The organism is Psychrobacter sp. Sarcosine-3u-12 (assembly GCF_002836005.1).
GTDB classification, from domain to species: domain Bacteria; phylum Pseudomonadota; class Gammaproteobacteria; order Pseudomonadales; family Moraxellaceae; genus Psychrobacter; species Psychrobacter okhotskensis.
Map to the genome: position 1 here is coordinate 23,266 of NZ_PJBY01000078.1, position 15,203 is coordinate 38,468.

The window sequence follows — 15,203 nt, forward strand, 5'->3', positions numbered from 1 at the left end:
AAATGGGCAGTGAAAAAGTTAACGATTTTACTCAGTGCTATGATGGGTTTGCTGCCATTGACGTCCATATCTGCTCATGCTGCCTATGGTACGCCATTTGAAGGGTGGGGCTTTGTGCAGGATGATTGGCAACTGGTCTGTGATAATACCTTGACTTGCCGAGCAGCGGGTTATGCGGATGAGAGTATGTTGGATACGCCTGCCTCGATTTTGTTGACAGCCTTACCGCAAAAGTCGATACCAGATGTACAGGTGGCTTTTGAATACCAAGAAGACAAGGTGGATAGTAGCGACAATGAATTGAGGGCAACAGAGCTTTGGCTAAACAATAAAAATTATGGTGCCATTGAGAAGGGTGAGCTTAATACTAAGCAAACTCAGCAGCTTCTAAGTCATTCGCGTCAAAATACTAAGATAGAGATAAGAGCGGGTGATGATCGTTGGATAATCAGCGATAAAGGCATGAGTGCCGTGCTGCTCAAGCTTGACGAGGTGCAAGGGCGAGTGGGCACATCGATAGCACTGGTAAGCAAAAACAATCCCAATCGGCAAAGGCCTAAAGCAGCCAAAGCAAAACCTGTGATTAAAAAAGCGATCTCATATTCTGATGATAAACAGCAGCTCGACCCTGCAAAGCTAGTGTATTTTCAAAAAAATATAAATAAGTGGATTGATATTGATGCTAAGGAGCTTATCGGCTCTGAAGACGATATGGGAGACTGTGAGCTGGTCAATCCAAAGACCGAAGCGTACCAACGAATGCAAGAATATGGCGCTGATAGGCTAGACTGGGAATTTACACCCGTAGATGCTACCCATACATTAGCCAGTCATATTTGTTGGCAGGGCGCATACAACGAAGGCTATGGTTATTGGCTGATTGACAAGGCAAAACCCCGTCGTTCGCAGCTAATTACTACCATGGGCAATGATTATTCTAATGGCGAGATTTGGGCAACACACAAAGACCGCGGGTTTGGTGATTGCTGGAATCGGGCGATATGGGTTTGGGATGGAAAAGACTTTGTTCAAGCGGAAGATTCCAGCACAGGAATGTGCCGGGGTTTCGCCGGTGGCGCGTGGGATTTGCCGACTTACGTGAGTGACGTTATCTCGCAGTGAGATAAGTGAATGATTTGCTTTAATACACTCACATAAACAACATGAATAATGACTTTGGCAGCGACGGCTCTTTATTGGTGACTTTGTCTATTAGCGACAGGGTCAGTCATATTATCATTGACGAATAGCGCTATCCGTTTTTCTTATGGTTTATAAATAAGAGATCTGTTTAAATGAACCATTTGTTAAACGCCACTTCTATTAGCACCTTGAGTATAAATCCTATAAAGCCCGCACCAAGCGCTAAAAACATCCAAAAAGTACCGGCGCGACCGGCTTCAGAGCGTTTTGATAAGTCCCAAATGATAAAGAATAAAAACGCAATAAATATGGGTAATAGTACGTACAGCCCCCAACTGGTGACGGTACTGGCAGCAATAGCAAACATGGCTTAATCCTATAGAGTAGTAACATGCCATCTATTTAACGCTATTATCTTATAGTCAATTCACTATAAATTGGATAGGGTGTTAGCCTTGCTTGGTCTACTATTGGTAGTACTTTCGCTCAGCTTCCTTATATCCAAATTATAGTGAACCAACTTTATCGCTTTTTAAAAATCACTTTAAAAAAGTGCATCACTCCTCAAATAATGAGCAGCAATAAAATAATAAATGAAAATTAAATAGAGGGGCAAAATACAAAGCGTCATTATAACGCGGAAGTAAGCAGGTATAAACTGCTGCTATCAGTGAGACAACAGTAACGCTACAATTGCATTTTTTATTAAGGCGTGTTCTCAATCTGAACCCGAAATGCTAAATAACTGCCAATTAATCTCAAATATGAGTACCAACCTTCATAACCGTAAGATTTTGGTGCTAATTTTGGCGCAAATAGTGCAATAAAGCGCAAAGATTGTTATATTTACAGGTTACTTATCTTTTTATATTAATTTGTCACCTGCCATGTCAGTCGCTATTATAATAAGCCGTTACCGACTGCGCGCATTCGCCCCATTTTTTGTACCATTTTTTATTTATCTGAGTTTATAGTCCTATGTCACAAGCCCAAATTGATACGCTAGCATCCTTATTTAATGATGCGGTTCAAACCTTACAAGCCGATGGCGCGTTGCCAGCTGATTGGCAAAATAACAGTCAAATCACCCGTACGAAAGATTTAAGCCACGGTGATTTTGCCAGTAATATCGCGCTGACGGCTGCCAAAGCGGCTAAGAGCAATCCACGCCAGCTTGCCGAAAAAATCGTCAATGCGCTGCCTGACAACCAAGACATTCGCCAAGTAGAAATCGCGGGTCCAGGCTTTATCAATGTCTTTTTAAATGCCGACGCTAAGTTTTCGGTGTTAGACGATATTTTTAAACAACAGGATCGCTTTGGTTTGAGCGACCAGTTCGAAGGGCAAAAGGTACAGGTTGAGTTCGTATCCGCCAATCCAACCTCTAGTTTACATGTCGGTCATGGACGCGGTGCTGCGTTTGGCATGAGCGTGGCAAACTTGCTCGAAGCCATTGGTTATGACGTCACTCGTGAGTATTATGTCAACGATGCCGGTCGGCAAATGGACATCTTAGCGACCAGTACGTATCTGCGTTATCTAGAAGCCAACGGTGAACAAATAACTTTTCCCGTGAACGGCTATCAAGGCGACTATGTCAGTGATATTGCCCAAACACTAAAAGCACAACATGGCACTAGCTACGTGCACAGCTTTATAGACGTTGCTAAAAATGCGCCAGAAGATGCCCAGTTTGAAATCAATGATGATGGTGAAAAAACATTGTTATCAGGCGACAAAGAAGCGCATATTGATGGTCTGATTGCTAACAGCAAAGCGTTGCTTGGTGATGCCTATGAGCTGTTTTTAAATGCAGCATTGAGCAGTATTCTGGCTGATATCAAAGACGACTTAAATGACTTTGGTGTGCGTTATGAATGCTGGTTTAGCGAAAGATCCATTGATAGTGAGATTGCGCCGGTTTTACAGATTTTAGAGGATAAAGGCTATCTGTACGAAAAAGACGGCAATATTTGGTTTAAATCGACTGATTTTGGTGATGAAAAAGATCGTGTGGTACGCCGTGCCAATGGACAATCGACTTACTTTGCCTCTGATATCGCTTATCATAAAAATAAGTTCGATCGTGGCTTTGATAAAGTCGTCAACGTTTGGGGCGCGGATCACCATGGTTATGTGCCACGGGTAAAAGCGGCGTTGTTAGCTTTGGGGATTGATGCAGAACGCCTTGATGTGGTGCTGGTTCAATTCGTAGCATTATGGCGCGGCAGTGAAAAAGTGCAAATGTCGTCGCGTTCAGGCAAGTTTGTCACCTTGCGCGAGCTGCGTCATGAAGTCGGTAACGATGCAGCGCGCTTCTATTATGTCGCGCGTAAGCCTGAAGTGCACGTCGACTTCGATTTAGAGCTGGCCAAATCACAAAGCAAAGACAACTTGGTCTATTACATTCAATACGCGCATGCACGGGTTTGCCGCGTATTAGAAAAGCTAGAATCCAGTGGTCTGATTGTAGACGATTTGATTGGTGCCCAGCACCAAAACTTGCTGACAGCGCCTAGTGAAGATGAGCTAATCAAACTCTTAGCGGCCTATCCAGCGACACTGTTACGAGCTGCTACAGGCTATGAGCCGCATGTACTGACCAACTATCTAAAAGATTTGGCAGCACTCTTCCACGGCTGGTACGATAGCAATCGTATTCTGCCAGTGAGCTTGACCTCAGGTGAGACGCCAAGCCAAGAAGAGCTCGATATGATGCAAGCCCGTCTGCGCTTGTCAAAAGCGGTACGTCAAGTAGTGTCCAATGGGCTTAGTTTATTAGGGTTATCTGCACCGTCTAGCATGTAGAACATATACAGACGAGCGATAGCAATAATTCGACGATAATTCGATAACGACAGATAGATTCAGTAGGGAGAAAGAGATCCATGCTAGCCAAAAAACCTAAAGGTGCGACCGAAAAGCGCAAATCAAGTAGCGTATCAGGTTTATTATGGATGTTTGTCGGGGCAGTATTGACCCTAATGATCGGGGTGTTTTTGTACCTCTCACCATTATTTGATTTTAGTCCCGCTGATAGCACTGCCGGTAATGATCCTGATCGGCAGGTAGAGCCCCGCGTCGATACCGATACCGATAATAGCGATTACGAGTTCTACGATATCTTGCCTAATCAAGAGATGGCGACCATCCCTGATGAAAATATCGGTGAAACAGGTAATGATGGCTTGGGCAGTATCGGTGCTTTTGAGCCGGACGTCGTCGTTACTCAACCGGAGAGCAATTCAGCCAGTCGCAATGATGATACGGGTAACTTTGGTATTTCTGAAAGCACCGTGATCGAGCCAAGCCGTGGTAACAATGCTGGTACGGCCAATAATAGCGATGATATCGTTATCGTTGAAGAAGACGCTACCTATGATGGCGCGCCGGCGACTAGTAATAGTGGCAATACGGCAAACCGAGCCAATAATTCAGGGACGAATGCGGCTAGCGTCCAACCTGCCAAACCTGCGGCGACCTATATCTTACAGATTAACAGCTTTGGTGATGCCGATGAAGCTGACCGTCGCCGTGCGCAAGTGCTCATGGCTGGCGTGGATGCCAGAGTGGTCAAAAACACCACGGGTAATGGTTTGCCAATTTATCAGGTCATCTCGCGTCCGATGAATAACCGTCAAGCGGTTGCTAGTGCGCAGCAGCGCCTACAAAACAACGGCATTGACTCCATCATCGTTGAGCAGCGCCGTTAGGTTGAATGCTTTGTGCTCGTTTTAGTCATGTGTTAATAATAAGAAAGCGTCGCAATGACGCTTTTTTTATCTCTGATTTTTAACAAGAGTGTTTTATGTTTTTGGTTTATTCTATCTTATTAAAATCTTCACAAAGAGTATGGCTATGACAATATCTGACTCAGCAACACCGCCTACTGGCAACGTTAAAGCCTTTTTTCAAAAATATTTTATCGATGCTTTTACGGGTATGGCTTTAGGGCTATTTGTCACATTGATTGCTGGTTTGATTATCTCACAAATCGGTGGTTGGTTAGACTTGCCAGCACTCATCGCAGTCGGCAAGCTGGCCTCTGTATTAATGGGTGCTGGTATCGGTGTGGGCATTGCTTACTACCTCAAAGCGCCGACCTTGGTTATGCTCAGCTGCTTGGTAGCAGGGATGCTTGGTGCGCACTCTGAAGCGTTGATGGCAGGGACGCTTTTTACCCCGCAAGTGGGAGGACCTGCGACGTTCGTGGCGTTACCCGGCAATCCCATTGGCGCGTACCTGACCTCGGTATTTGCTTATCGCGCTGGTACTTGGGTCGCTGGCAAGACCAAGCTTGATATTCTGCTAGTGCCTTTATTGGTATGCGCCGTGGCATTGGCAGTTTGTGCTTTGCTTAATCCGCCTATCGTCGCTGCCGTCGCTGCTATTGGTCAAGGTATTCAAGCGGCCACTGAGCTACAGCCATTACTAATGGGTATTGTGATTGCAGTAGTGGTGGGTATTTTATTGACCTTACCAACCTCTAGCGCTGCTATTTGTATCGCTATTGGGCTTGGTGGTGTAGCAGGTGGCGCTGCTGTGGTTGGCTGTGCGGCGCATATGATTGGTTTTGCCGTTGCCAGTTTTAAAGACAATGGGATCAGCGGTGTCGTCTCTCAGGGTCTAGGCACGAGCATGTTGCAAATTCCGAACGTGCTAAAAAAACCTGTGGTCTTATTGCCTGCCGTTGTCGCTAGCGCCATCGTTGGTCCTATCGCCACGGTCGGCTTTGGCTTGGCGTGTACGGCGACAGGAGCGGGTATGGGTACTGCTGGGCTGGTAGGAGTATTTGGCGTCATTGAAGCGTCACAAGAGATTATGAGTAGCGCTCAACTATGGACAGCGATTATCTTATTGATGTTCGTATTGCCTGCGCTGATTGCTGGCGTAGTCGCTTATATGATGCGCCGGCTGGGATGGTTAGTCGATGGTGATATGAAACTGCCTTAATCATCAAGGGCTGTTTGACCTTTTCGATAAGGCTAAAAAACAAAAAAAGCCCTGCTAGTGTAGCGGGGCTTTTTTTGACCGTTCTTTATCTTTATCTTTATCTGAATCTTATAGCGACTAGGCCGATTTACGAACACCCGTTCTGGCAGGTTTCTTACCTTTCAATTTGCGTGACAGCTTATTGACGTCATTCAGTATTTTGCTATAGCTTGCTGGAAACAAGCGCTGTACGGCGTCGATCATTTTGGCATCGTTACCAATCAAGCAGCGCGACTGGTTGCTTGCGGCCGCTTGCAGAATAATCCAAGCGGCATCGCTGGCATCGAACTTTAAGAATTTATTAAAACTGCTGATCGCTTTGCTGCCACCACGCATTCCAAGGTCACTGATACTGTCATTACCACGCGCACTATTGGCGATATTGGTTTTGATGCCACCTGGGTGAATGCAAGTCGCTGAGACGCCGCAGCGCTGAATGTCGAGCTCTTGACGTAGGCTCTCGGTAAAGCCACGTACCGCAAACTTACTGGAATTATAGGCAGACTGCGAAGGCTGAGCGGTCAAACCAAACAGACTTGAGATATTAATGATGTGACCATGTTCGTCAAATTGGCGTGCTTTGCTGTCTTTACCGCTTTTAGTCGATTCGCTTTCTTTGACGCTATTTTTGATCAAAGGTAAAAAGGCTTTGGTGCCATAGACCACACCCCAAAAATTGATATCCATGACCCATTCAAGCTCATCGATACTGCTGCCTTCTACGGTCGAATATAGCGCCACGCCTGCGTTGTTAAAGATGAAGTTCACTTTGCCGTGATCGCTCATGACGTCGTCTGCCCACGCTTGCACCGCTTTATTGTCTGAGACGTCGAGTACGGTCATAGTGACTTTGACATCATAACCGACGAGCAGTGCTTTGGTTTGGGCTAACTGCTCAGGATTGATATCGGATAGCGCGACATGACAGCCCATTTTTGCTAAATGAATGGCAAGCTCGCGACCCATACCAGAGCCGGCACCAGTGATAGCAGCGACATGATTGCGGTAATAGGGGGTAATGTCATGGTTTTCATTAGCAGAAAAAGGGAGGTGCTGACGTAGGGAGGTTGCTATAGAAGTAACATTGTTAAGCATGATGAACAATCCTTTGTATCATTGATTCGGGAGGTTTGGTCGTAACTTTGGTCATCACTTTAGTCATGACTAAGGAGACCGCATAAGAAGTCGCTTTACCTTAGCATGATTTATGAATTTACCTGCCCACGATTGATAAACGCAGCTGTCATTTTTTGAGCCACCTATAGTCAGTGAAAAGTAATATCGAACCATCACGCACTGCTGATATCCATTTTTCTTGCTTGCTGCGTTTGTGCAGACAGACCCTATATCATTAAAAATGACCAGACATAAAAAAAGCGTCTTAGCATAATGCCAGACGCTTTTTTTGATGACAGTCAATTAAATAATTAGCTGTTATCATTGAACTATATATTAAGCGATTTCAGGGGTCTTGCCGTCGTTGATCACTTGCTCATCGACGAGCACAGTCTTTGCATCTTTCATAGACGGCAGCTCATACATAGTATCAAGCAACGCATTTTCTACGATAGAGCGTAAACCGCGAGCACCGGTTTTGCGTGCCATTGCTTTTTTGGCAATCGCATCAAGCGCTTCTTTGGTAAAGCTAATATCAGCGCCTTCCATATCGAACAAGTACTTATATTGCTTAACCAAAGCGTTCTTTGGTTCCGTCAATATTTGTACTAGCGCTTCTTCATCAAGCTCTTGCAGCGCGGCCAACACGGGCAGACGACCAATCAGCTCAGGAATCAGACCGAACTTGATTAAATCTTCTGGCTCGACTTGCTGGAGCAAATCTGAGCTACGTTTACTGTCATCTTTTGAGCTGACATCAGCATTGAAACCAATACCAGTTTTTTCTGTACGCTGCTGGATGACTTTATCAAGACCGGCAAACGCGCCACCAACGATGATAAGGATGTTGCTGGTATCGACTTGGATCAGCTCTTGCTGTGGATGCTTACGCCCACCGTGTGGCGGGATAGCAGCAACCGTGCCTTCGATAAGCTTTAGCAAGGCTTGCTGTACACCTTCGCCCGACACGTCACGCGTGATAGAAGGGTTGTCGCCTTTCTTACTGATTTTATCAATCTCATCGATATAGATGATGCCCTGCTCAGCTTTGCTCACATCGTAATCCGAGGCTTGCAAGAGCTTTTGCACAATGTTCTCAACGTCTTCACCAACATAACCCGCTTCGGTCAAGGTGGTGGCATCGGCCATTGCAAACGGCACATCAAGCAGACGTGCTAAAGTTTGCGCTAGTAAGGTCTTACCAGAGCCTGTCGGACCAATCAGCAAGATATTGCTTTTTGACAATTCAACCATTGCTTCATCAGCGCCAATCTTAGCTTTTTTGCTATCATTCGCCAAAGTCTGACTGACTTTTAGACGCTTATAATGGTTATAAACAGCGACCGCCAAGGCCTTTTTAGCAGCGTCTTGCCCGATGACATACTCATCGAGTTTGGCACGCAGCTCTTTTGGCGTCGGCAGTTTTTTATTGACCCAAGAGGTATCAATATCGCCATCAGCATCGTCATTGTCGGTATCAACATCCGCAATCAGGTCGGTACATAACTCAATACACTCATTACAGATATTGGCATCGTCAGCGGCAATCAGCTGTTTTACTTCGCTTTTTTCTTTGCCACAAAAAGAGCAATGCGGTGTTTTATCTTCTGCCATATAAAGGCACTCCTAAAATTTAAAACGTACAGTCATTCCACTATAAAAGTATTACTGCGTTAACCTCGCTTGAAGTATCACTTATACATCTACACTCGGTTGCCTTGTACTACTTTTAAATTGAATCGACTATATCAGTATTCCGATTGTTTGCATAAATGCCAAAGTACATAGGGCAAAGGCATTTAATGCTTATCAAAGCTGCTATATCATCATTATAATGAGTTAGGGCGACGTTCTAATACTTCGTCGACCAAACCATACTCTTTGGCCTCTTTGGCATCCAACCAATAGTCACGTTCGACATCTTTTTCGATTTTCTCAACTGGTTGACCGGTACGCTCAGCCAAAATCTCATTTAAGCGAGCACGAGTTTTTAGAATTTCACGCGCATTAATTTCGATATCAGTTGCTTGACCTTGCGCGCCGCCTGATGGTTGGTGAATCATCACGCGCGAGTTGGCTAGGGCATAACGTTTGCCTTTTTCGCCTGCTGCCAATAAGAACGAACCCATGCTATAAGCGCCGCCCATACAAATGGTCGATACTTCAGGTTTGATAAAGTTCATGGTATCAAAAATAGCCAAACCAGCGCTCACGGAGCCGCCCGGTGAGTTGATATATAAATGGATGTCTTTATCAGGGTTTTCAGCTTCTAAAAATAGCAGCTGAGCGACGATCAAGTTGGCCATATGGTCTTCAACTTGACCGGTCAAAAAGATAACACGCTCACGTAATAGGCGTGAGAAAATATCAAACGAGCGTTCACCGCGCGCTGACTGCTCAACCACCATAGGAACCAATGCTGCTTGAGTCGTACTTTGTACGTTGTCATGCGCACTCATCAGCATATCAAAATGCGGGTTAGCAGTAATACGATCATAATCTGTCATAAAGATGTCCTGTTTATAAGTACATAAAATAAAGAGAATAAAGAAATAGGGATTAGCAAACAGCCAAGCTTTTATTGATGCTTATCATTGTAAATGTTGTCGTCTTTTAATCATACTAACGGGCTAAAATAATAAGCGCCAGATGTCGCTAAAAATAATTGAACCAATGGTAACTTTTTTATGGGGGCAATAATAACGTTTTAATGTGACAAACGATAAATGACTCCCTATTAATAAGGCGTCTATAGACATTTATCAAGGGCACAAGCCATAAAGCACCAATAAAAATGCCCTAACAGAGCGTTAGGGCATTTTTAATACATTCTAAAGCAGTAGCGCTAAAATGCTAAATTACATTGCTTGCTGCTGTTGTTGCTGAGCAGCTAGCAAATCTTGGTAGCTCACTTCTTTATCCGTGACTTTACCTTGCTCGATTAGATAATCAACCACTTGGTCTTCTAGAACGACAGACTCAATGTTCGCGCGCTGTTGCTTATCAGTGGTGTAGTATTCGATCACTTCTGCTGGATCTTCATAGTTTTCAGCGGCTTCTTTAATGAAAGTCTCAACGCGGTCTTGATCCACTTCGATACCTTTGGTGTCGATAACACGAGCAACGATGATGCCAAGACGGGCAGCACGTAGCGCTTGCTCTTCGAACAATTCATTTGGCAGCATGTCTTTATCGAAGCTATCAGCATTGGCACCGAATTGCTGAGAAAAACGTTGCATCATCATGTTGCGTTGACGCTCGATTTCTTGCTCTAGCATGGCGTTTGGCACGTCAAACTCGTTCTTTTCTAGTAGCGCATCAAAAGTCGCTTGTTTTACTTGGCTACGCGCTGCGTTCTTGATTTCGCGTTCCATGTTTTTGCGTACGTCTTCTTTTAATTTCTCAACGCCGCCTTCTTTAACACCGAATAGCTCTAGGAACTCTTCGTTGATTTCAGGTAATTTTGATTTTTCAACCAATTTTACGTTGATTTTGAATTGCGCTTCTTTACCCGCTAGGTTCTCAGCTTGGTAATCTTCTGGGAACGTGACGTCGATCACTTTTTCTTCGCCAGCTTTCATGCCTTTGATACCATCTTCAAAGCCTGGAATCATCTGGTTGCTACCGATGACCAATTTGAAGTCTTCAGATGAGCCGCCTTCGAATTTTTCGCCGTCGATTGAGCCTTCAAAGTCAAAGGTTACTTGGTTATCTTTGGCCGCTTTACCTTTTTTCTCAACGAACTCTTCACGTTGTTTTTGTAGGTTTTCGATCATTGTGTCGACGTCTTCTTCGCTAACTTTAGCTGTGTGACGCTCAACTTCGATTTCATCGATACCTTGGACGTCAACTTCTGGGAAGATCTCGACAGTGGCTTGATAAACCAAGAAATCGTCTTCTAGTTTTACATCGTCGATGTTAGGCATGCCAACTGCGCGGATGTCTTCAGATTTGATCGCTTCAAAAACGGTATCACGGATCACATCGTTGATGACTTCTTGTTGAATGCCAGCACCGTACTGTGAACGGATATGTGACATAGGGACATTACCTTTACGGAAACCGTCAATCTTGGCAGTTTTCGCTACTTGGCGAATACGGCCTTCAACTTTGTTTTGAATTTTTTCAACGGGTACTTTAACCGTTAGCTGAGTTTCTTTATTAGATAGCTTGTTGGTTGTGACTTGTAAATCTGTAGCCATGTTAGTTACACCTTTAGGATTAAATAGTAATAGACAACCAAGCTGCAAAATACGCGTGAGCTACTGGTTGCCGTTGGAATAAATAGGGGATATTGATAGCGCGCAGTTTCGCAGCCCATGCCTGTAGCAATCGCTACTGACACAAAAATGTGAAACGCTTTATTTTGATAAACGCTACCAAATATCAATAATAAGCCGCTAATGTACCGCATAATAACGCTTTTTGCTCAATTATACAGACAAATAACGGCTTTCAATAAAATTTTAAAAGTAGAACAGTATAATCTATCTGCTTATTAAAGTAAAAGTTATCTGTTTATCATCCGTTTACTTTGCGTCCACTATAGTACCAATCGCGCTTAGAGAGTGCTTTGAGCATTTCATTTGACTGCTTGATAGTAACGTTAGCATGACTATCAAATGCAAAATAAGCTATAAACCGTCTTTAGCGCTAGCGCTTATCAATGGTGCTTATAAAGGCAGTTGTGCCAATAGTTGCTGAATCGCCTGACCGCGGTGGCTAATGCGGTTTTTATCCTCAGCGCTTAGGCTCGCCGCACTGGCTTGCAACTCTGGCAACCAAAATAGTGGATCATAGCCAAAGCCGCCATCGCCATGTGGCGCCGCCAAAATCTCACCGTGCCATAAACCTTGGGCGATAATCGGTAATGGGTCATCAGCATGACGCACCATTGCCAATACACAAACAAACATGCCTTTAATAGAAGCATCTGGCTTCGCTGCGCGAATAGGCTGCAAGTCAGCGATGAGCTTAGCATTATTTTTACTGTCATTGCCGTGCTCGCCCGCATAACGTGCCGAATAGATGCCGGGTGCGTTGCCCAATACTGGCACACAGAGTCCCGAGTCGTCAGCGATAGCAGGTAATCCGCTGGCTCGGCTGGCATGTCGCGCTTTGATAATGGCGTTCTCAACGAAGCTTAAGCCATCCTCAATCGCATCGTCGATATCGAGATGACCTTGCGGGATAATCGTCACATCCAAGTCAGCTTCGGCAAACAGTCTTTTAAACTCCGCCAGTTTGCCCTTATTATTACTGGCAAGTACCCATTGGCTATCTGGCGTTGTTTGTGTTGAATCAATTGAGGCTGTCGGCTGTTGATGAGTGTCTGTGGCGTTGCTATAACTCATGGTATTCGTCCATCATAGGGTTGTTTGTCAAGTAAACTGTTATTTTGACGTTTTATACGCTAGCGATAATAGTAAACAATGCGTGAGCGTTGTTTGTATGGTTTGCACTGGCATATTCTAAGCTAGCACCGGCTAAATTACCAATTAGCATAAGGAATCAATGATTCATAACATTTGGTAACTGATATTTGTCATTACTATTGCTATAATACAAAACAAGCTACAGTGAATTATATCTTATAGCTTGTAAACTTAAAGTTAATAATACTATCAAACCCCAATAATGGCTTTTAAGTCAATAACTTGGTGTTTAATGGTGTAATAACGATTAAGTATCACTTGCTTGAGATAGCTTTTAAATTTAGAATTTTTTAGGTTTACAGCATATTGAGTAATAAATCTCACTAACAATAAACTAAGCCAATTTAGTCCAATAATTTATAGCGTTCATTTGAAGCTATACCTAATACTAATGGCTAAACCAGCAAGGATAAAATAACTATGTCAAACATTACTTTACCAGACCTACCATATGCAAAAGATGCTTTAGAGCCGCACATCAGTGCTGAAACTTTAGAGTTCCATCATGATAAGCATCATAATGCATACGTGACTAAGCTTAACGAGTTGCTACCGGGTTCTGGTCTAGAAGACAAAACATTGCCAGAAATCATCGTAGCCACGGCTAAAGATGACAGCAAACAAGGTATGTTCAACCAAGCAGCCCAAGTATGGAACCACACGTTCTATTGGAATTGCATGACGCCAACCAATGGCGGCGGCGAACCTACTGGCGACTTGAAAGCTAAAATTGAAGAAGATTTCGGTAGCTATGATAAGTTCCGTGAAGAGTTTAAAAACGCTGCACTCACTCAGTTCGGTTCAGGTTGGGCGTGGCTAGTCGCTGATAAAGTCGGTGGCAAACTGTCAATCGCCAAAACTGCTAACGCTGATACCCCACTTGCACATGACCAAGTAGCGGTATTGACTTGTGATGTATGGGAACACGCGTACTATGTAGATTACCGTAACCGTCGTCCTGACTATGTTGACACGTTCCTAGACAAGCTAGTGAACTGGGACTACGCAAATGCAAAATATAAAGGTCAAGATGCTGGCGTTGAAGAATAATCTTTAACGACTAAGTATTTGATTGAAAAAAAAGGACGCTGAGAGGCGTCCTTTTTTTGGTTTAGTTTCAAATTCAAAAAATATAATAATATTAAACAATTTAGTACTAAAAATAGTTATCAGCAAAAACCTCAAAGTCATCAGCATTACCAATTACATCCTCGTATTTAGCTTTAGCGGATACTCTATCGTCAGTAATATATTGAATACTAAGATTTTTAAGTTTAGGGATTGTTGAAAATTTTGAATCCCTTATTGATTCTGCATCAAATGCGCCATTTCTAGCTGCTTTATGTATATTGCAAATGATCAAGAATACTTGTTCTCCTTCTAAAAATTTAGATAAGTAACTATCTAAATTACTTATGCCACTCGAAAAATGATTCGCTGTTGTAAAATCATAGGAACCAGCCTGTTCGTAAACTTCTTCCAAATATAGTTTTATTATTTCTGGAGAATTTGAAATATCTGAAAATAGACCAATACCAAATATATTATCTTTGAATAGCTCTACTAATTGTTTTTCAAACATGTTTAGTACAAACGATTCGCTATTATGTTCAACAATAGACCTTATCACCTTAGATGGATGGGATAACTTTGTATGCCGTAGAGATGAATCTACAGTTCTTATTTTCTCCGAAATAATAGATTTCAATCTCTCATAAGTAACAGGTCTTAAATCTAAGGCAAGAGAACCGTTGGCAGAAATTACTTGCATTATAAGTTGTGAATAGTTTGAGTTTGAGCACTTTGATTCGATGATGCATTCACGCAAATATTGAGATATTTCAGAATTTTTCAAATAAGCAAGACCAGTTAAGAAAAAGATAGCATTTTTTGAAGTGTCGGAGTTGGAGCTTAAGGATTTTTCTAGAAACTTATCTATTAAATATGGAAAAGCTTCATAATGAATACTTTTTATTTCTGTTTCTACAACTTCGGATATCTTTATTATATCTGTCAATGGAAAAAAGTGCTTTTCATCTAAACGAGAGAGAATGTCGTCAACCAATTGAGTAGTAGAAAGTATTGGTTTTGATAGAAAACGATCTATTGCTTCAAAAAAAATAAACCTTGCCTCTTCTGCAGAAGCATTGTGTCCTGATGGATGAGCCGATTTGTTTCTCAGTACTCTAAGTATTTCAAGAAACGCTGAGTCTAATGAAGGTAGAAGTGAGTTAGATTTGAGCTGATCAATTAGATAGCTTTCATATACATTCTGTGCATTCATTTTCTTTTGTGCTTCATCGTATATCTTTCTTGCTTTTCTATTTATTTTACCGAGCTCTCCAAGTTTTTTAACTATATCATCAAAAAGTGCTATGTATGTTAGTACAATACATGCTCTATAAGCCCTAGCCATATAACAGGATAGTGCTTCTTCCATATAGTTCTTAACTTGATTATCTTGGATACTATCTACTAGTTCTTCCATATCATGTAAGTGGGACATTTCTGGTAATT

The 15,203-nt window shown here is 42.9% G+C and carries 13 protein-coding genes; 5 read left to right on the top strand and 8 right to left on the bottom strand.

Annotated features, from left to right (window positions below):
- Positions 1 to 9: 9 nt before the first annotated feature.
- Positions 10 to 1,122, top strand: coding sequence for a DUF1176 domain-containing protein (locus tag CXF65_RS03955; RefSeq protein ID WP_101211117.1), 1,113 nt, complete (start codon positions 10 to 12; stop codon positions 1,120 to 1,122).
- Positions 1,123 to 1,291: 169 nt separating this feature from the next.
- Here the strand turns inward: CXF65_RS03955 and CXF65_RS03960 are convergent, their stop codons facing one another.
- Positions 1,292 to 1,510 (bottom strand): DUF2788 domain-containing protein, encoded by a 219-nt coding sequence (locus tag CXF65_RS03960; protein ID WP_025668532.1) that lies wholly within the window; start codon positions 1,508 to 1,510, stop codon positions 1,292 to 1,294.
- A gap of 611 nt (positions 1,511 to 2,121) precedes the next feature.
- Here CXF65_RS03960 and argS point away from each other — a divergent pair.
- The 3 genes from argS (at position 2,122) to CXF65_RS03975 (ending at position 6,096) form a co-directional block, all read left to right on the top strand.
- Complete coding sequence (argS, locus tag CXF65_RS03965) at positions 2,122 to 3,951, top strand: arginine--tRNA ligase (RefSeq protein ID WP_101211118.1); 1,830 nt, start codon at positions 2,122 to 2,124, stop codon at positions 3,949 to 3,951.
- An 80-nt stretch (positions 3,952 to 4,031) separates the two neighbouring features.
- The gene (locus CXF65_RS03970) at positions 4,032 to 4,856 is read left to right on the top strand and encodes an SPOR domain-containing protein (protein WP_025652537.1); all 825 of its coding nucleotides are present in this window, start codon (positions 4,032 to 4,034) and stop codon (positions 4,854 to 4,856) included.
- A gap of 145 nt (positions 4,857 to 5,001) precedes the next feature.
- Positions 5,002 to 6,096: a PTS transporter subunit IIC gene (locus tag CXF65_RS03975; protein ID WP_101211119.1), complete on the top strand. Its 1,095-nt coding sequence runs from the start codon at positions 5,002 to 5,004 to the stop codon at positions 6,094 to 6,096.
- A gap of 117 nt (positions 6,097 to 6,213) precedes the next feature.
- Here the strand turns inward: CXF65_RS03975 and CXF65_RS03980 are convergent, their stop codons facing one another.
- The 6 genes from CXF65_RS03980 to rdgB all read right to left on the bottom strand — a co-directional run bounded on the left by CXF65_RS03980 (position 6,214) and on the right by rdgB (position 12,605).
- Positions 6,214 to 7,230 carry an SDR family NAD(P)-dependent oxidoreductase gene (locus CXF65_RS03980; RefSeq protein ID WP_101211120.1) on the bottom strand — a complete coding sequence of 339 codons (1,017 nt, stop codon included), beginning with the start codon at positions 7,228 to 7,230 and terminating at the stop codon, positions 6,214 to 6,216.
- Positions 7,231 to 7,587: 357 nt separating this feature from the next.
- On the bottom strand, positions 7,588 to 8,865 hold the full coding sequence (gene clpX / locus CXF65_RS03985) for an ATP-dependent protease ATP-binding subunit ClpX (protein WP_025652534.1): 1,278 nt from the start codon (positions 8,863 to 8,865) through the stop codon (positions 7,588 to 7,590).
- Positions 8,866 to 9,080: 215 nt separating this feature from the next.
- Complete coding sequence (clpP, locus tag CXF65_RS03990; protein ID WP_025652533.1) at positions 9,081 to 9,758, bottom strand: ATP-dependent Clp endopeptidase proteolytic subunit ClpP; 678 nt, start codon at positions 9,756 to 9,758, stop codon at positions 9,081 to 9,083.
- A gap of 351 nt (positions 9,759 to 10,109) precedes the next feature.
- Positions 10,110 to 11,453, bottom strand: coding sequence for a trigger factor (tig, locus tag CXF65_RS03995; RefSeq protein WP_025652532.1), 1,344 nt, complete (start codon positions 11,451 to 11,453; stop codon positions 10,110 to 10,112).
- Between the two features lie 5 nt (positions 11,454 to 11,458).
- A complete protein-coding gene (locus CXF65_RS04000) occupies positions 11,459 to 11,665 on the bottom strand; it encodes a hypothetical protein (RefSeq protein WP_025652531.1) in 207 nt (68 codons plus the stop codon).
- A 259-nt stretch (positions 11,666 to 11,924) separates the two neighbouring features.
- Positions 11,925 to 12,605, bottom strand: coding sequence for an RdgB/HAM1 family non-canonical purine NTP pyrophosphatase (gene rdgB / locus CXF65_RS04005; RefSeq protein ID WP_025652530.1), 681 nt, complete (start codon positions 12,603 to 12,605; stop codon positions 11,925 to 11,927).
- A 501-nt stretch (positions 12,606 to 13,106) separates the two neighbouring features.
- Between rdgB and CXF65_RS04010 the strand changes: the two genes are divergently transcribed.
- Positions 13,107 to 13,736, top strand: a complete 630-nt coding sequence (locus tag CXF65_RS04010) for a superoxide dismutase (protein WP_101211121.1) — start codon at positions 13,107 to 13,109, stop codon at positions 13,734 to 13,736.
- Positions 13,737 to 13,842: 106 nt separating this feature from the next.
- Here the strand turns inward: CXF65_RS04010 and CXF65_RS04015 are convergent, their stop codons facing one another.
- Complete coding sequence (locus CXF65_RS04015; protein WP_101211122.1) at positions 13,843 to 15,192, bottom strand: hypothetical protein; 1,350 nt, start codon at positions 15,190 to 15,192, stop codon at positions 13,843 to 13,845.
- Positions 15,193 to 15,203 lie beyond the last annotated feature (11 nt).